The sequence below is a fragment of the Flexivirga oryzae genome (assembly GCF_014190805.1).
GTDB lineage: Bacteria > Actinomycetota > Actinomycetes > Actinomycetales > Dermatophilaceae > Flexivirga > Flexivirga oryzae.
In genome coordinates, this window is sequence record NZ_JACHVQ010000001.1 from 1,152,774 (window position 1) to 1,169,465 (window position 16,692).

Genomic DNA, 16,692 nt, shown 5'->3' on the forward strand with positions numbered 1-16,692 from the left:
CAGATGCTTCCGTTACTCATCGCAGCACTCCTGTCGGTGGTGCTCGGTTTCCTGTTCGCGGCGATCGACTCGAGCCTCAGCCGGATCGGCCGGCACACCGCCGAGGACCTCCTCGAGGCGGGGCGGCGCGGTTCGGTGCCGCTGCAGCGGCTGGTCGCCGACAGTTCGTCGGTCGCCATGGTGCTCGCGTTCCTGCGCGTCGCGGCCGAGGCGACCGCCGCCGTGCTGGTCACCCTCGCGGTGCGGCAGGCGGTGGACGGCTTCTGGATCGCGCTGCTGGTGGCCGTCGTCGTCATGGCGGTCGTGTCGTTCGTCCTGGTCGGAGTCTCCCCGCGCACCCTCGGCCGCCAGCACGCCGTACCCGTGGCGTTGGCAGCCGCGCCGGTGGTGCTCTGGCTGCACCGCATCCTCGGCCCGATCGCGCGGGGACTCGTCGCCGTCGGCAACGCCGTCACCCCGGGACGGGGTTACCGGGACGGCCCGTTCGACACCGAGGAGGAGCTGCGCGAATACGTCGACCTGGCAACCGATTCGGAGCTCATCGAGGATGACGAGCGCAAGATGATCCAGTCGGTCTTCGAGCTGGACGAGACCGTCGTGCGTGAGTTGATGGTGCCCCGCCCGGACATGATCACCATCGACGTCGAGAAGACCCTCGGCCAGGCCATGCGCCTCTTCCTGCGGTCCGGCTTCTCCCGGGTGCCGGTCGTCGCCGGCAACGCCGACGCCGTCGACGGAGTCCTCTACTTCAAGGACGTCACGGCGCGTGTGTTCCGGCGCGATGAGGCGCTCGACCAGCCGGTGACCTCCGTCATGCGCGACGTGACCTTCGTGCCCGACAGCAAACCGGCGGATGACCTGCTGCGTGAGATGCAGCTGGCCAGAAGGCATTTCGCGATCGTGATCGACGAGTACGGCGGAACGGCCGGGCTGGTCACGTTGGAGGACATCGTCGAGGAGGTCGTCGGGGAGATCGACGACGAGTTCGACCGGGTGACGCCCGGTCCCGAGGAGTTGCCGGACGGCACGGTCCGTGTCCCGTCGCGGACGGCGGTGGACGACCTCGCCGAATACTTCGACGTGACGATCGACGAGGACGACGTCGACACGGTCGGCGGGCTGCTCGCCAAGCTGGTCGGCCGGGTCCCGATCCCCGGTGCGGCCGCGGACATCGCCGGGCTCCGGCTGACCGCGGACCGCTTCGCCGGCCGGCGGCACCAGATCGCGACGGTGCTGGTCGAGCGGGTGACCGAGGACGCCGCCGCCGACCGGTCCTCCGGCACGCACGGAGCTGATGAGGGGGCGGACGTCGGCGACGCTGCCGCCATACAGCAGGATGGGCGCAAGCCGGCAAAGGATGTGTTGCAATGAGTGACTATCGTGCTGGGTTCGCCTGCCTCGTCGGCCGGCCGAACGCAGGCAAGTCGACGCTGACCAATGCCCTGGTGGGCCAGAAGGTTGCGATCACCTCGAGCAAGCCGCAGACGACGCGCCACACGATCCGCGGTATCGCGACCACCGACGAGGCGCAGCTGATCCTCGTCGACACCCCCGGGCTGCACAAGCCGCGCACGCTGCTCGGCCAGCGCCTCAACGACGTCGTGCGCGAGACGCTGCTGGACGTCGACGTGATCGGCTTCTGCCTGCCCTGCGACCAGCGCATCGGACCGGGCGACCAGTTCATCGCCGCCGACCTCGCCGAGCTGCGCCGCGGCCGCAAGCGACCCGTCGTGGCGATCGCCACCAAGTCCGACACCGTCGACAGGGACCGGCTCGCCCAGCACCTGGTCGCCATCGAGCAGTTGGGGGACTGGCAGGAGATCGTGCCCTGCTCGGCGACCGGCGGAGAGCAGGTGCACACGGTGCTCGAGGTGCTGATGAAGTACCTGCCCGAGTCACCGAAGCTCTACCCGGACGGTGTCCTCACCGACGAGCCGGACGACGTGATGGTCGCCGAACTGGTCCGCGAGGCCGCCCTTGAGGGTGTGCGCGACGAACTGCCGCACAGCATCGCGGTGGTGGTCGAGGAGATGACCCCGCGTGAGGGCAGGCCCGCCGACCGGCCGCTGATGGACGTCCGGGTCAACATCTTCGTCGAGCGGTCCAGCCAGAAGGCCATCATCATCGGCCGGGGTGGTTCGCGGCTGCGTGACGTCGGCACCCGGGCCCGCCACGCGGTCGAGGAGCTGCTCGGCCAGAAGGTCTTCCTCGATCTGCACGTCAAGATCGCCAAGGACTGGCAGCGGGACCCCAACCAGCTCTCGAAGTTGGGCTTTTAGATGGCACGCGATCGGGAGAGCCTGGTGTGGGCGGAGTTCGGCGAGGTGTTGCGCCTGCCGGTGGACCCGGAGCGCGACTATGTGCACGGGATACCGTGGGATGCCGCCAAATTCATGCCCGAGCTGCCGCTGGTGGACATCGGTTCGGGCAGCGGCCTGACGACGATCACGCTGGCCGAACGCTTCCCGCAGACCGAGATCATCTCGGTCGAGCCGGAGCCGCTGACCCGGTCGCTGCAGATGCTGCGGATCGCCGAGCGCGACGACATACGAGTCCGCACCACGGTGCTGTCGGAGTCGATCCTGAAGGCCTGGCTGCCCGAGCAGTGCGGGGGAGCGCTGCTGTTCAACGTCATCTACTTCCTCGCCGGCTCCGCCCGCGAGGCGTTCTGGCGGCGGATGGCCCAGGTCATGGTGCCCGGCGCACCGATCCTGATGAGCCGCTCGTACGGCGGCGTACCGGCGGAAGCCGTCGAACGCTCGATGGTCCAGTCCGCGACGATGGGCCGGATGGAGTACCAGCGCTGGTTCGAGGCCCAGCCGGTGCGCGACCGTCGGGTGGAGATCACCAACACCTTCCGCGTGCTGCGCGACGGTGAACAGGTGCGCGAGGTCGTCTCCACCATCCATGCGTTCGGACTCGACGAGGATCTCGTGCTCGGCGAGGTGCCGATCGGGCAGTTCGGGATCGAGGAGATCGACGACCGCTACTTCGCGATCCGCCGGCTGCCCGACATCAGACGCCGACGCTGATCCTGCGGGCGGCGTCAGCCGGTCAGCACCTGCACGGTGACCCAGGCCTGCTGCACCGCCTGCTCCTCCGTGCCACCGGCACCGAAGATCGCGCCGGCCGACTTGATGGTCGCCTCGGCGAAACCCTTGAAGTCGACATCCTTGGCCAGATTGCCGTTGGTCATCACGTCGTACCAGATCCGCCCCGCACCGTCCCAGCTGTCGCCGCCGATGCCGGTGGCCGCCAGGTAGAACGCGTGGTTGGGGATGCCGGAGTTGATGTGCACGCCGCCGTTGTCGTGCTGCTGGTCGTGCGGCAGGTCCTGGTAGCCGGCCATCGTCGCCGGCTGCGGGTCCTTGCCCAGGTGTGGGTCGTCGTATGCCGTGCCCGGCGCCTTCATCGACCGCAGGGCCACACCGTGCACCTTGGACGTGAACAGGCCGGCGCCGATCAGCCAGTCGGCCTCCGCGGCCGTCTGGTGGTTGACTCGCTGCTTGACCATCGAGCCGAAGCAGTCGGACACCGACTCGTTGAGCGCCCCGGACTGCCCGACGTAGGTGAATCCCGCTGTGTACTGGGTGAATCCGTGCGTCAGCTCATGCCCGATGACGTCGACCGAGTCGGTGAACGACGTGAAGTAGACGCCGTCGCCGTCGCCGAAGACCATCTGCTCGCCGTCCCAGTAGGCGTTGTCGAAATTGACGTCGTAGTGCACGGACGCGACGAGCGGCAGACCCTTGCCGTCCAGCGAATTGCGGTCGTAGACGTCGGCGTAGAGCGCGAACGTCTCACCCAGGCCGTCGTAGGCCTCGTTGACCGAGCCGTCACTGGTCGCGGGATCGCCCTCGCCCCGGCGCTTGGTGCCCGGCAGGTCCGTGCCGTGCCCCGCGTCGTAGATGGTGCGCTGCGGCGCGAACGAGCCGGTCGGAGCCTCTTGGGGATGAACGGCGTTGGCCGGCAACTCGTAGTCTCCGTGCGCCTCCGCTCGCTCGCGCAGCTCGGTGGGGATCAGCCCGACCGCGCCGTGGCTGCCCTCCGAGGTGACCTGCGCCTCGCGGACGGCGCGCTGTCCCACATGTCGCAGGCTCGTCGCGAGGGTGCGTTGCGCCGCGCGCGCGATCTCCTCCTCATCGGAGGCGGCGAGCTTCTCCAACAGGTGCGGCGGGACTATCTGGCAGTGACTCATGAGTCCATCGTGGACCTCCGCACCGACAAGCGGGCTGATGGCGGGCGCTGCACTGCGTGGTGTCCGGGGAGAGGTCGGGGATCTCGCTCTCGGCGTCATCGCGGGCTGGAACATCACGCGTCGACCCGCAGGGCGACGACCGGTGGTGTCGCGATGGCGCGCCGAGCGGGCGGCTGCGAAGCCAGGAGTATGACGGCCAGCGCCGCCAGCACGATCGCGACCAGCACCAACCACGGCAGACCCCAGACGAACCCGTCGGTCTCGACCCCGACGAGGGCCTGGGCACTGGCCGACCCGTAACAGACGCCGACCAGCATTCCCGCGGAGGTTGCTGCGGCCGACATCGCGACCGATTCCTTGGTGATCATCGACCGCACCTGGGACCCGGTCAAGCCGAGGGCGCGCAGCAGACCCAGCTCGCGGCGCCGCTGGATCACGGTCAGCGACATGGTGCTGACGAAGCCGATCGCTGCGATCAACGACGAGACGACGCCGACGGTGATGGTGATCGTCGAGGCGACCGACAGCATGTCGTGCGCCTCGTGCCGCTGCGCCATCGTCAGGTCCTGCCAGGAGTTGACGGCGGTCTGCAGGGCGGACGTACCGGAGGCGATCGTCACCACCAGCGCGACACCGACGAACAGCCCGAGGGTCGACCGAGTGGTCCGTGCCGGGTCGGCGACGGCGTTGCGGCGCGCGATGACGCTCGGCGCATCGCCGCCGATCAGGCGTCCCAGGACACCGACTGCCGCCGGCAGGACGAACCGCGCGCCGGCGAGCAGACCGGTCGACGTGACGCAGGCCGCGAGGAAGGCGACGAGGAAGCCTGCCGCGACACCACGTTCGCCGAGGGCCATCGCCAGTGCGAACAGGGCCGCACCGCCGATCACGAGGACCGTCGAGCAGGCGACCCGCACACGCCCGGCCCGCCCGCCGGAGCTGCGGGCGCCGATGGAGCCGGCCAGTGCGTCCGCGGGTGACGCCTCCAGCACCCGGCGCGAACCCGCCCACCCCGACGCCGCGGCCACGGCGGTGATGGCGGCCACCGCCACGGGTGTTCCGAGCGAGAACCAGGGGTAGTCGGCCACCGGCAGATGCCGCTGGTGCACCAGCACGACCCGGACGACGTCGACGAGCAGCGTCGCGGCGACGACCCCGATCACGCTGCAGATCAAGCAGATCCGAGCGGTGGTCATCGCGATCGAACGCCGCAGCTCGGTGCTCCGTGCCCCGAGCAGCCGGAGAGTGGCGATCTGCCGCAGGCGACCGGCGATCACAGTGGCGACACCCGCCGAGATCACCACTGCGGCGACATACAGGGCCATGCCGATGAAGACGACCGAGACGACCGCGAGGAGGATGCTCAGCGAGCCGCCGGTGCTGCTGCTCATCGCCGAGAGCATCGTGCCGCAGCTGAGCAACGCTCCGGCATACGCACCGGCGAGACCTGCCACCGCGCCGACGGTCCCGAGCTCGCGCGTGGAACCGAGCACCAGGTCGTGTCGCATCCTCATGCCGGGACTCCTTCAGCGGTGAGGAGCAGTTGCGAGATCTGCTGTGGCGTCAGACGGCCGTGGTCGGCGACGACCCGCCCGTCGGCCAGCACGAGGACCCGGTCGGCGTACGAGGCGGCGATCGGGTCGTGACTGACCATGGCGATGGTCTGGCCGTATTCGGTTGCGGCCGAACGCAATAACTGGAGGACCTCGCGCGAGCTGCGGGTGTCGAGGTTGCCCGTCGGCTCATCGGCGAAGATGATCGCCGGTCGTGGTGCGAGCGCGCGCGCGATGGCGACGCGTTGCTGCTGCCCGCCGGACAACTCGGCGGGTTTGTGCGCGATCCGCTCGGTGATGCCGAGCACGTGTACGAGATGGTCGATCCAGCCCTGCTCCTGCGGCGCGATGCGGTGGCCGGCGAGTTGGAACGGCAAGGTGATGTTCTCGGCCACGGTGAGCGTCGGCACCAGGTTGAACGACTGGAAGACGAAGCCGACCTCTCGGCGGCGCAGCGTGGTGCGCGCGGTGTCGTCCATGGTGTGCAGTGGTTGGCTGGCGAGAAAGACGCCGCCCCGGGTGGCGTCGTCGAGGCCTGCGGCGACATTCATGAAGGTCGACTTCCCGGAGCCGGACGGGCCCATGATCGCAGTGAATTCGCCGCGCCGGATGTCGACGCTCACGTCGCTGAGCGCGAAGATGATGCTGCTGCCGGTGCCGTAACTCTTGGTGACCTGCCGGAAGGAGACGACTGCCTGGTCGTCGGTGGGTGTCGTGGACATGTGCACCAGCGTCGCCCGGGCCGGGTGCCCGGCACATCGGGCGTGGGTGCGAAATCGGCTACGCCGTCAGATGTATGGCGCACGCAGCGCCATACATCTCACAGCAGACCGTGTTCGTAGCAGTAGACCACCAACTGGACGCGGTCGCGCAGGTGCAGCTTGGTGAGGATGCGCGACATGTGGGTCTTCACGGTTGCCTCCGAAAGGTATTCAGCGGAGGCGATTTCGGCGTTCGACATACCCTGCGCCGCGCGCAGCATGATCTCCCGCTCGCGCCCGGTCAACAGGTCGTACTCCGCACCGGGGGCCTGGGCCTGTTCGGCGCGGAAGCGCTCGAAGAGGGACTTGGTCGCGCTCGCGGCGACGACCTGGTTCCCGGCGGCGACCGCCCGGATCGCGCCGAGCAGGAACTCCGGCTGCGCGTCCTTGAGGAGGAAGCCACTGGCGCCGGCCTCGATCGCGTCCGCTACTGCGGCGTCGAGGTCGAAAGTGGTCAGCACCAACACCTTCGGCGCTTCATCGCCGTACTTCGCACAGATCGCGCGGGTCGCGGCGACGCCGTCGAGGTGAGGCATCCGGACGTCCATCAGGAGGACGTCGGGGGACACGCGGGCGACGAGGTCGACCGCCTCGTCGCCGTCACCGGCCTGGCCGACGACGGTGAGATCGGGCTGGCTGCCGATCACCAGGGCCAGCCCGCTGCGGAACAGCGCCTGGTCGTCGATCATGGCCACACGGATCGGGGCATCGGTCACGGGCGCGTTGATTCCTTTGTGCTCGAAGCGGTTTCTGCGTTGCCGGTTCTCGTCGGCTCGGGGATGACGGCTTCGACGACCCAGTGCGGGCCGTCGGGCCCGGCGTTCAGGTGCCCGCCGGCGATGGTGGCGCGCTCCATCATCCCGATGACCCCGTGCCCGGTGCCCTCGCCACGCTCGCCGATGGTGTTGACCACGCGGAGCCGGTAGCCGTCGGTCCAGTCCTGCGTGACGTGCACCGGCCGGCTGAGGTCACCGTGCTTGAGCGCGTTGGTGAGGGCCTCTCCGAGCAACCGGTAGGCGGTGAGTGCCAGCAACGTCGAGGTGTCCGGGTCTCCGTCCGACCGGTAGCGGATCTGCATGCCGGTCAGGCGCATTCGGTCGATCAGCCGCTCCTGCTGCGCGTTGCCGGGGGTGGACCGGTCGGCGTCGGGGTCCCGCAGTTCGGCGAGGATCGTGCGCAGGTCCGCGATGGTCGAGCGCGCGGTCTCCGCGATGACCTCCAGCGCCTGCTCGGTCGCCTCCGGGTCGGACCGCAAGGCGTACCTGGCGCCGTCCGCCTGGGCGGCGACGACCGCCCACGAGTGCGCGACGATGTCGTGCATGTCCGCTGCCGCCCGGCTGCGCTGCAGCTCGTGCTCGTAGCTGTCGGCGAGCCGGCGTCGCTCGACCGCGTCCACCTGGGCGTCCAGGGCCGCCTGGATCCGCCGGCGGCGTTGCAGCTGCAGGTAACCCGCGATCCAACCGCCCCCGCAGACGAGTGCGGCCAGGGCCGTCACCGCCACCGCCGGGAAGACCCGTTCCAGCGCCCAGGGTCCGTCCTGCACGAAGATCAGCATCCACACGAGCAACCCGGCACAGCCGACACCGGCTGCGATCAGCCCGAAGCGACGCACCGCGAGCCGCGGGTGCGCCCCGAGCACGAAGAAGAGCGCGGCATACGCCACGTCGGCGAAGGCCAGCCGGAGATACCACCCGGGGTGCGCGAACTGGATCGCCGCGGCGACCAGCCCGAGCGCCACCATCGCCGGCAGGCTGAGCCGGCGCACTGCGAGTGCGGCTGCCAGCACGAGGACGACGATGGCGTCGCCGGTGCCCACCGCGGCGTAGAGCACCCCGACGACGGCCGCATAGACGGCTGCGCAGCCCAGATCGAAGCCCAGCTGGCGGCGGCTCGGCCGGCCCTGCTCCCAGATCTGTGGCATGTCTCCAGTGTGACCGACGGACGTACCCGTCACATCCGCCGGAAGTTGTATGCCGTGGACGGCCGTTCACGTGTCGGACGTGATGCCCGTCTCGTGGACAGCCCGCGGAGGGGTGCCGTACAGTGGCGAGCGTGCGTTCGGCATACGTGCTTCTCCTTGCTTGCCGCGACGAGGCCTGACTTTCGGCCTTCCTCGTCGCGGAGGTTCTGCTGCCCCGGGCCGAAGCCCAGCACTCACCGCGGCTCACCCTCCGCGAATATCGCGGGTCGCAAGCTCCCCGCGACATCCCGGAGTTCGAGCCTCTGGTGACTGTGCTGGCCCAACTTCACTGAAAAGACGAGACATGAAGCACCCCCAGCTGCCGACCTCGATGCCGATCGGCAAATACGTACCCTTCCACGAACAGATCAAGGTCGACCTGCCGGACCGGCAGTGGCCGAGCAAGGTCATCAGCAAGGCGCCGCGCTGGTGTGCGGTCGACCTGCGCGACGGCAACCAGGCCCTCATCGACCCGATGAATTCCGAACGCAAGAAGCGGATGTTCGACCTGCTGGTCGGCATGGGGTACAAGGAGATCGAGGTCGGCTTCCCCAGCGCGAGCCAGACCGACTACGACTTCGTTCGCGAGCTGATCGAGGGCGGCCACATCCCCGACGACGTCACGATCCAGGTGCTCACCCAGTGCCGTGACCAGCTGATCGAGCGGACCTTCGACGCGATCCGGGGCGCGAAGCAGGTCATCGTGCACTTCTACAACTCGACGAGCATCCTGCAGCGCCGGGTGGTCTTCGGGCTCGGCGAGGACGGCATCGTCGACATCGCGACCCAGGCCGCGCGGCTGGTCAAGAAGCTCGAGGAGACCGTCCCCGACACGGACGTCTACTACGAGTACTCGCCGGAGTCCTACACCGGCACGGAGCTGGAGTTCGCGGCGCGCATCTGCAACGAGGTCATCGAGATCATCGACCCGACCCCGGACCACAAGATGATCGTCAACCTGCCGGCCACCGTCGAGATGGCGACCCCGAACGTCTACGCCGACTCGATCGAGTGGATGTCGGCCCACCTGACCCGGCGTGAGTCGGTGATGCTGAGCCTGCACCCGCACAACGACCGCGGAACCGGTGTGGCCGCAGCGGAACTCGGCTACCAGGCCGGCGCCGACCGCATCGAGGGGTGCCTGTTCGGCAACGGTGAGCGCACCGGCAACGTCGACCTGGTCACCCTGGGCCTGAACCTCTTCAGCCAGGGCATCGACCCGCAGATCGACTTCTCCGACATCGACAGGATCCGGCGCACCGTCGAGCACTGCAACCAGCTGCCGGTGCACGAGCGGCACCCGTACGGCGGGGACCTGGTCTTCACGGCGTTCTCCGGGTCGCACCAGGACGCCATCAACAAGGGCTTCGCCGACATGCAGCGTCAGGAGCGCGAGACCGGAAAGTCGATCAACGACCTGGTGTGGGGCGTGCCCTACCTGCCGATCGACCCGCATGACGTCGGCCGTTCCTACGAGGCGGTCGTGCGCGTCAACAGCCAGTCCGGCAAGGGCGGTGTCGCCTACCTGCTCAAGGCCGAGCACCAGCTGGACCTGCCGCGCCGGCTGCAGATCGAGTTCAGCGGGGTGGTGCAGAAGCGCACCGACACCGTCGGCGGCGAGGTCACACCGGAGCAGCTCTGGGTCGCGTTCCAGGACGAATACCTGCCGAACACCGGTGAGGGCGAGGCGGCCTGGGGTCGTTTCCGGCCGATCACCCACTCTCTGGAGAGCGGCGCGCACGAGCACGACCACATCGTCGCCACGATGACCGACCACGGCGAGCAGATCACCGTCGAGGGCGAGGGCAACGGCCCGATCGACGCGTTCGTCAACGCGCTCGCATCGATCGGGGTGGACGTCCGGGTGCTCGACTACGCCGAGCACACCCTGTCGACCGGTGGTGACGCGAGCGCTGCGGCATACCTCGAGTGCGCCATCGGCGACCGCGTCCTGTGGGGTGTCGGGGTGCACAGCTCGATCGTGAAGGCGTCGCTGACCGCGATCCTGTCGGCCGTCAACCGCGCCGAGCGGGACGCAGCGGTTGCCGAGGCCGCTGCCGGCTGACCCGGCGGCCGGGTCACGCCCCGGCTACGGTGACCAGGTGACTGCACGGCTGATCCTGCTCAACGGGCTGCCCGGGGTGGGCAAGTCCACGCTGGCGCGCGGGTATGTCGCGACGCGTCCCGGCGTCCTCGACCTCGACATCGACGTCCTGCGCACGATGCTCGGTGGCCCCTGGGAGGGGACCGCCGAGCTCGGTCGCTCGCTCGCGCTGCAGATCATCCGGACGCACCTGGCGAGCGGGTATGACGTCGTCGTGCCACAGCTGGTCGCGAACCCGGACCAGCTGCGCCGGTTCGAGGATGCCGCAACCGGTTTCGGGTTCGTCCAGGTGCTGGTCGACGGCAGATCACGGTCGGGTGATGCGCCCTGGCAGCAGGATCTGCACGCGGATGAACTCGACTACTACCGGCAGCGGCTGGGCCGACTGGTGTCGCAGCGACCCGGTGTGCACCGGGTCGACGTGATCGACGGCGACCCTGCAGCAGCGGCCGAGGTACTGGCGCAGCTGCTCGGCGAACCGTCAGCGACCGGCTGACCGATCAGGGCGCCGTGCCGACCAGATAGGCGACGGCCACGTGCTGGGTCGACAGTTTCTGAGTGCGCTCGTTGTAGAGCGTCGCCGTCCAGGACTTCGTGCTGCGGTCGATGCCGTCTCCGCTGGCCGGCCCGAACACGTCGCCGTCCTTGGTGCACGACGCGAAACCCAGCCAGTCCGGGTGCTCGGGCACGGTGCCCCAGGCGCCACCGACGCGGATCTGGCACCGGTCACCGTCGGCGAGCCGCATGTTGAGCGGCGAGGTCACCGAGGGCTTCGTCGGGTTGCCCCACGCGCCGGTGTAGGGCAGCCGGACCAGCACCTTGTCCGTCGCGTTGCGCAGGCACAACGCGGTCGAGTCGGTCGATTTCCAGCAGGCCGGTAGATAGGCCGCGGAAGGGCTGCAGATCGCGATGCCGTCGTCGACGGCGACCGGTGAACCGTCACCGCACATGGCCTGGGTGGACTCGGTCTTCACGGTGTAACCGGGTGCCGGTTGCCCGGACGCGGTCACCGGGCGGATGACGACGACCCGGGTGGCCGGCGTCGTGCCGGTGGGTGCGCTCGTGCCCGTGGTCGTGCCGGGTGCGCTCGTCGAGGACGCGGCCGTCGAGGACGCGGCCGTCGAGGACGTCGTCGGGGGAGCGGTGGTCGAGCCCGTGGAGGGCGTCGTCGATTTCGTCGGCGCGGACGTACCCGACGTCGCAGGCGGTGTGGGACTGCTCGAGACCGGCGATCCGGTGGTGGTGCTGGTGATTCCCGTGCCGGTGCCCGGGTCCGTCGCGGTCTCGCCGCTGGACTGGCAGGCGGTGAGAGTCGTGGCGGCCAGGGCAGCGGCCAGCAGGCCGATCGGAGCACGTTGACGACGCATTGTTTTCTCCCCTTCGAAGTGTGTCCCCTCGAAAGCGAAGACGCCGTGCTGCAGGTCCGGGTTGCCCCGGCAAGGTCACAGTTGGATCACTGGACGCCGCCCGGCGGTGTCATTGCAGCCCCTCCCGCAGGATCTCGTTCATCGCGTCGAGGGTCGCCTGGTCCCCGGTGCCGACCAGCTCGCCGTCGGTGGGGCGGTTCCAGAGCCACAGGTCCAGATCGGAGGCTGTTCCCGAAATCGTCGCAACCGCAGTGGCATTCGCCGCCGGGCGGAAATTCGGGTCATCGATGGCCGCACCGGAATCGGGCACCGTGCCCGTTTCGCGGCCGAGTTGCAGCACCCAGCGGCGGTCGGCGTCCGTCGCCACCAGCTCGACGACCCGGCCCTCGGTGGGTGCGAAGGTGACCAGCGGGTGCTCACGGCCGTACATCACCTCGACGATCTCGTCGACCCCGTCGGCGGCCAGGGCGGGATCGATCGCGGCAGGAGTCGCCCCGGCGGTCAGCTCGGCGTCGACGCGATGGATCAGCGCCTCGTGAGCCTGCCGGCGGGTGATGTAACCGGCGGTGTGCAGTGCTTCGTCGGGTGTCCACATCCAGCGCGGGTCGGTTGCCGGAGTGTCGCGGAGCGCGGCGGTCAGAGCGGAGTTGGCGGAGTCGAACGCGCCGAGGAGCGCCTCCCGCCCGTCCGGTCGCTGCGGGTGGTGCAGGGCCTGCGGGTCCTCGACGTTCTGGGCGACGATGCTTCCCCAGAACCACTGCACCTCGGTCAGGTGCCACAGCAGGTCGTCGGTCGTCCAGTCCGGACAGGTGGGCACCGGCCGGTCGGGTGTCGTCGCCAGGGCCGCCCGGAACCGGGTGGACTCGTCGTGGATGGTGGTCAGGAAGTCGGGATTCGTCATGGTCCATCGAGCCTAGGGGTGGCATCGGACAGCGCACGACCGGATTTTGCGCGACTTCCGCACGTAAGCTGCTGCCATGACACACACAGGGGATCCGTCGAACAACCCTCCGCCGCCCGCGCCGGGCGCTCCGGAGGGTCATCAGTTGCCCGGGCGGGGTGCGCCGTTGCCGGGCTCCGCAGCTCCGCGACCGGCCGGTGGGGCACCGTTGCCCGGTCAGGGGACGCCGGCTCCCGCGCCGTTGCCGCAGCAACCGCAGCAGCCGCAGGGTTTCCAGCAGGGCGCTCAACCGGGCGGATTCGGGCCGGAGGGGACGATCGCGTTCACCCTGCAGGGGAGCGTGCTGACCTCGAACATGCTCACCCCGAAGGTCTTGATCGACGGTTATCCGGTGCCCGCCTCCTACGGTCTCAACCGGCTCCCGGTGCCCGCGGGCCGGCACATCGTCAGTGCCGAAGCGACCTGGATCGTGAAGTACGGCCAGGCGTCCTACGAGGTGGACGTGCCGCCCGGACAGACCGTGCCGGTGTTCTACGTCGCGCCGATGGTGCAGTTCATGAAGGGCCGGATGGGTCCGACGAAGCAGAAGCGGCCGGGAGTGTGGTTCTTCGTCGTCCTGCTCGTGGTCATCATCGCCGTCGCCGTGATCGCGGTGGTCGCCGGCTCCTGACCCCGTTCAGCGCAGCGGTTGCGCCATCGCGTCATACAGGATCCGCGAGACGCCGTTGACGGTGTCGAGCGCGTAGTCGCTCTCGACCATGTAGTCGCTGTTGTACGGCGCCCTGGTCAGGATGACGGCCGTGTAATTGCGGCCGTTGCCGCTGATGTGACCGAGCGAGTTGGCGCGGTACCCGTCGCTGCGGCTGCCCCAACCGTTCTTGGTGTGCCACTCGAGGTTCGCCGGCAGTGGCGGCACGCAGACCCCCCAGCGTTGACTCGGAATAACCTGTGCCATCAGGCTTTTCAAGTAGTCGCGGTTGGCCGTGGTGATCACTGAGTCTCCCCAGGTCACGCCGTTGAGGAGGGTGAGGAAGTCCTCGGCGGTGGTCGTCGAGTAGCCCCACCAGTCCGCCGCGCCGGCGGTCGTCCCGCCCTGTATGGCGGTGCTGGTGAGGCCGTAGAGCTTCGCGACGCGTTGCACGTTGGCGAGCCCGGCCCAGGTCAGCAGGGCGTTGGCTGCGTCGTTGTCGCTCTCGGTGATCATCGCCCGGGCCTGCGCGACCTGGGTGCTCGTCAGGGAGCTGCCCTGTTCCTGGCACCGGTGCAGCACGGTCGCCATGATCAGCACCTTCACCGTGCTGAGGGTTTGGTTGCGCCAGCCGCTGCGGTAGCCGAAGGTGCTGCGGTCGCGCCGGTCGTAAAGAGCCACTCCGAAGGTGCCGCGGCGGCTGCGCCGGTAGGCGTCGAGTTTCGCGGTCAGCTGCGCGGCGGTCCGCGGCGTATCGACGGTCGGGGTGGCGGTCGGGGTCACGGTCGGGGTGGCGGCCGTCGGCGTTGTGGTGCGGCTCGTGACTGCCTCGGTCGGTGATGGTACGGCAGTCGTGGCCGCGGCACCGTGGTGTCTGGCCGCCCGGGCCGCGCCGAGGGCGGAGGACCCGAGCACGACGATCCCGGTCGCGGCGAGGCCACCCGCGACCAGTCGGCGGTTCAGCTCGGGGTCGGCCATGGTCGCGAGCCTAGGGGATCTGCGCGCGCGCCGAGTCCCCGCGGGGCTCAGCGCAGCGGATGCGCCATGGCGGCATACAGGATCTTCGAGATCCCGTTGACGGTGTCGCGACCGTAGTAGTAGCCCTCCGGTGCCCGGCTGAGGATGACCGCGACGTAGTCGCGGCCGTTGCCGGAGATGTGCCCGACCGAGTTGAGCCGGTAGCCGCCGGTGCGCGGGCCCCAGCCGTTCTTGGTGTTCCAGGCGTTGCTGGTGGGCAGCGGTGGCGCGCAGACGCCCCATCGCTGCGTCGGCGTGACCTGTGCCATCAGGCGTTTGAGGTATTCGCGGTTGGCGACCGTGATCACCGAGGTACCCCAGATGACGTCGTGGATGAGCCGGAGCTGATCGCGGGCGGTGGTTGTCGAGTAACCCCACCAGTTGCTCGCGCCGGCGGTGGTGCCGCCCTGTATGACGGTGCTCGTCAGGTCGTACAGGCCGGCGACGCGCCGGACGTTCGACACGCCGGCCCAGGTCAGCAGGGCGTTGGTCGCGTCGTTGTCGCTGCGGGTGATCATCGCGTACGCCTGCTCGGCCTGCGTCTTGGTGAGGTTCACCTTGCGCTCCTGGCAGCGGCGCAGCACAGTCGCCATGATGAGCACCTTGACGATGCTCAGCGTCTCGTTGCGCCACGTCGGGCGGTACTTGAACACCGAATAGTTGCGCCGGTCGTAGAGCCCGACGCTGAAGGTGCCTCCCCGACTACGTTGGTATGCCGTCAGTTTCGCGGTCAACTGCGCGCGGGTGAGCGTCGCCGCGTCCGCTGCCGGCGCGGCGAGCAACGACATACCGGCAGCCGCCAGTCCGCCGGTGACGAGCATTCGGCGGCCGACCCGCAGCTGTCCGTCCTCGGCCCGGTGCAGTGGTGTCATGGGAGCCTCCGTGTGCCTGCTTGGGTTCTTGCAGAATACGGGCGCACCGCCCCATGTGCGAGACTCGCGCGGTGACCGACGCCATCACCCCGACGTTCGAGGACGTCCCGTTGCGTGCCGGCCCCCTGGTGCTGCGCGCACCGGGCCCCGCCGACGTGCCCGCGATCGTGCGCGCGTGCCGCGATCCGCTGACGCAGCAATGGCTTCCGCTTCCGAACCCGTATGACGAGACGCACGCCCTCAGCTTCGTCACGGATCTGGCCCGCGCGACCTGGCGCAGCGGGCAGGGCATCGTGCGCGCGATCGAGTGGGATGGCGAGTTCGCCGGCATGATCGACCTGAAGAAGACCGACTGGGCGGGCCTGACCACCGAGATCGGGTACTGGGTCTCGCCGGATCACCGCGGGCGCGGTCTGGCCGGGAAGGCGGCGCGTCTGCTGGGCGACTGGGCGATGCTGCAGCACGGGATGGAACGGGTCGAGATCCGTGCGGCGACCGGCAACACCGGCTCGCGGCGTGCGGCGCTCGCGGCCGGCTATCGCGAGGAGGGCGTGCTGCGCTCCGCGGGGTACATCCACACGGGGCGGGTCGATCTGGTCGTTCTCGGCAAGGTGCGCGCGGATCTGTGACTATCTGACGTCGTAGGGCCGGAACTGGATGCTGATGCGGGGCCCGACCGGCTTGCCGGTCTTGGGGATCGAGTGCTCCCAGGTCCGCTGCGCGGAGCCGCCCATGACGATCAGGTCGCCGTGGCCGAGGGTGTGCCGGATCGACGCACCGCCACCGAGCGGCCGCATCGCGAAGGTGCGCGGCTGACCGATCGAGACGATCGCGATCATGGTGTCCTGGGTGCTGGAGCGGCCGATGCGGTCCCCGTGCCAGGCGACCGAGTCGCGCCCGTCGCGGTAGAGACACATCCCGGCGGTGGTGAACGGCTCACCGAGCTCGTTGCGGTAGTGCGCCGACAGGGCCGAACGGGCCTGTGCCAGCACGGGATCGGGCAGCGTCTCGTGCTGGTGGTAGAAGCGCAGCAGCCGCGGGGTGTCGACCTCGCGGTCGTACATCTGCCGGCGTTCACCCTGCCAGTCGACGCCGGCGCTGCCGCCGAGTGTCAGCCGGCCGAAGAGTTCGTCGGCGCCGGTCAGCCATCCGGGTCGCAGGTCGAGCCACGCCCCGCGAGTGAGCGGGATGCGGCGGATCGCACCGGCGAGTGGTCGCAGGCCGACCTCGTCGACCTGGTCGAGCAACGAACCCTGGAGCGCCATGTTCAC

At 69.3% G+C, this 16,692-nt stretch carries 18 protein-coding genes; 8 read left to right on the forward strand and 10 right to left on the reverse strand.

Going from position 1 to position 16,692, the window contains the following annotated elements:
- Window positions 1-3: 3 nt before the first annotated feature.
- From FHU39_RS05255 to FHU39_RS05265, 3 genes are read left to right on the forward strand one after another with little or no spacing between them, the layout of a single operon-like run.
- Window positions 4-1,371: a hemolysin family protein gene (locus FHU39_RS05255; protein ID WP_183319381.1), complete on the forward strand. Its 1,368-nt coding sequence runs from the start codon at window positions 4-6 to the stop codon at window positions 1,369-1,371.
- Window positions 1,368-2,279: a GTPase Era gene (gene era, locus FHU39_RS05260; RefSeq protein WP_183319382.1), complete on the forward strand. Its 912-nt coding sequence runs from the start codon at window positions 1,368-1,370 to the stop codon at window positions 2,277-2,279. The genes FHU39_RS05255 and era overlap by 4 nt, the downstream gene beginning before the upstream one ends.
- Window positions 2,280-3,032 (forward strand): class I SAM-dependent methyltransferase, encoded by a 753-nt coding sequence (locus FHU39_RS05265; protein WP_183319383.1) that lies wholly within the window; start codon window positions 2,280-2,282, stop codon window positions 3,030-3,032. It begins immediately after the preceding gene.
- A gap of 14 nt (window positions 3,033-3,046) precedes the next feature.
- Here the strand turns inward: FHU39_RS05265 and FHU39_RS05270 are convergent, their stop codons facing one another.
- The 5 genes from FHU39_RS05270 to FHU39_RS05290 form a co-directional block, all read right to left on the reverse strand.
- The gene (locus tag FHU39_RS05270; protein WP_183319384.1) at window positions 3,047-4,198 is read right to left on the reverse strand and encodes a M4 family metallopeptidase; all 1,152 of its coding nucleotides are present in this window, start codon (window positions 4,196-4,198) and stop codon (window positions 3,047-3,049) included.
- A 113-nt stretch (window positions 4,199-4,311) separates the two neighbouring features.
- Window positions 4,312-5,712 (reverse strand): ABC transporter permease, encoded by a 1,401-nt coding sequence (locus FHU39_RS05275; protein WP_246336167.1) that lies wholly within the window; start codon window positions 5,710-5,712, stop codon window positions 4,312-4,314.
- Entirely contained in the window at window positions 5,709-6,473 is a 765-nt protein-coding gene (locus FHU39_RS05280) for an ABC transporter ATP-binding protein (protein WP_183319385.1), read from the reverse strand. Before FHU39_RS05280 ends, FHU39_RS05275 begins: the two co-directional genes overlap by 4 nt.
- A gap of 98 nt (window positions 6,474-6,571) precedes the next feature.
- Window positions 6,572-7,201: a response regulator gene (locus tag FHU39_RS05285; RefSeq protein ID WP_183320904.1), complete on the reverse strand. Its 630-nt coding sequence runs from the start codon at window positions 7,199-7,201 to the stop codon at window positions 6,572-6,574.
- A gap of 23 nt (window positions 7,202-7,224) precedes the next feature.
- Window positions 7,225-8,433 (reverse strand): sensor histidine kinase, encoded by a 1,209-nt coding sequence (locus FHU39_RS05290; protein WP_183319386.1) that lies wholly within the window; start codon window positions 8,431-8,433, stop codon window positions 7,225-7,227.
- A 343-nt stretch (window positions 8,434-8,776) separates the two neighbouring features.
- On the opposite strand from FHU39_RS05290, the gene leuA reads away from it, so the two are divergent.
- Window positions 8,777-10,537, forward strand: a complete 1,761-nt coding sequence (gene leuA, locus FHU39_RS05295; protein WP_183319387.1) for a 2-isopropylmalate synthase — start codon at window positions 8,777-8,779, stop codon at window positions 10,535-10,537.
- Window positions 10,538-10,574: 37 nt separating this feature from the next.
- A complete protein-coding gene (locus tag FHU39_RS05300) occupies window positions 10,575-11,072 on the forward strand; it encodes an AAA family ATPase (protein ID WP_183319388.1) in 498 nt (165 codons plus the stop codon).
- A gap of 4 nt (window positions 11,073-11,076) precedes the next feature.
- Here FHU39_RS05300 and FHU39_RS05305 read toward each other — a convergent pair whose 3' ends face one another.
- A complete protein-coding gene (locus tag FHU39_RS05305; RefSeq protein ID WP_221185143.1) occupies window positions 11,077-11,550 on the reverse strand; it encodes a hypothetical protein in 474 nt (157 codons plus the stop codon).
- Between the two features lie 43 nt (window positions 11,551-11,593).
- On the opposite strand from FHU39_RS05305, the gene FHU39_RS05310 reads away from it, so the two are divergent.
- Complete coding sequence (locus FHU39_RS05310) at window positions 11,594-11,935, forward strand: hypothetical protein (protein ID WP_183319390.1); 342 nt, start codon at window positions 11,594-11,596, stop codon at window positions 11,933-11,935.
- 117 nt (window positions 11,936-12,052) lie between these two features.
- On the opposite strand, the gene FHU39_RS05315 is transcribed toward FHU39_RS05310, so the two are convergent.
- Entirely contained in the window at window positions 12,053-12,844 is a 792-nt protein-coding gene (locus FHU39_RS05315) for a maleylpyruvate isomerase family mycothiol-dependent enzyme (protein WP_183319391.1), read from the reverse strand.
- Window positions 12,845-12,920: 76 nt separating this feature from the next.
- Here FHU39_RS05315 and FHU39_RS05320 point away from each other — a divergent pair, with 76 nt between their 5' ends.
- Window positions 12,921-13,514, forward strand: a complete 594-nt coding sequence (locus tag FHU39_RS05320; RefSeq protein WP_183319392.1) for a hypothetical protein — start codon at window positions 12,921-12,923, stop codon at window positions 13,512-13,514.
- 6 nt (window positions 13,515-13,520) lie between these two features.
- Here the strand turns inward: FHU39_RS05320 and FHU39_RS05325 are convergent, their stop codons facing one another.
- A complete protein-coding gene (locus FHU39_RS05325) occupies window positions 13,521-14,510 on the reverse strand; it encodes a serine hydrolase (RefSeq protein ID WP_183319393.1) in 990 nt (329 codons plus the stop codon).
- Window positions 14,511-14,557: 47 nt separating this feature from the next.
- Complete coding sequence (locus FHU39_RS05330) at window positions 14,558-15,421, reverse strand: serine hydrolase (protein ID WP_183319394.1); 864 nt, start codon at window positions 15,419-15,421, stop codon at window positions 14,558-14,560.
- A 71-nt stretch (window positions 15,422-15,492) separates the two neighbouring features.
- On the opposite strand from FHU39_RS05330, the gene FHU39_RS05335 reads away from it, so the two are divergent.
- Complete coding sequence (locus tag FHU39_RS05335) at window positions 15,493-16,050, forward strand: GNAT family N-acetyltransferase (RefSeq protein ID WP_183319395.1); 558 nt, start codon at window positions 15,493-15,495, stop codon at window positions 16,048-16,050.
- Here the strand turns inward: FHU39_RS05335 and FHU39_RS05340 are convergent, their stop codons facing one another.
- Entirely contained in the window at window positions 16,051-16,686 is a 636-nt protein-coding gene (locus FHU39_RS05340) for an alpha-ketoglutarate-dependent dioxygenase AlkB (protein WP_183320905.1), read from the reverse strand.
- Between the last annotated feature and the right edge of the window lie 6 nt (window positions 16,687-16,692).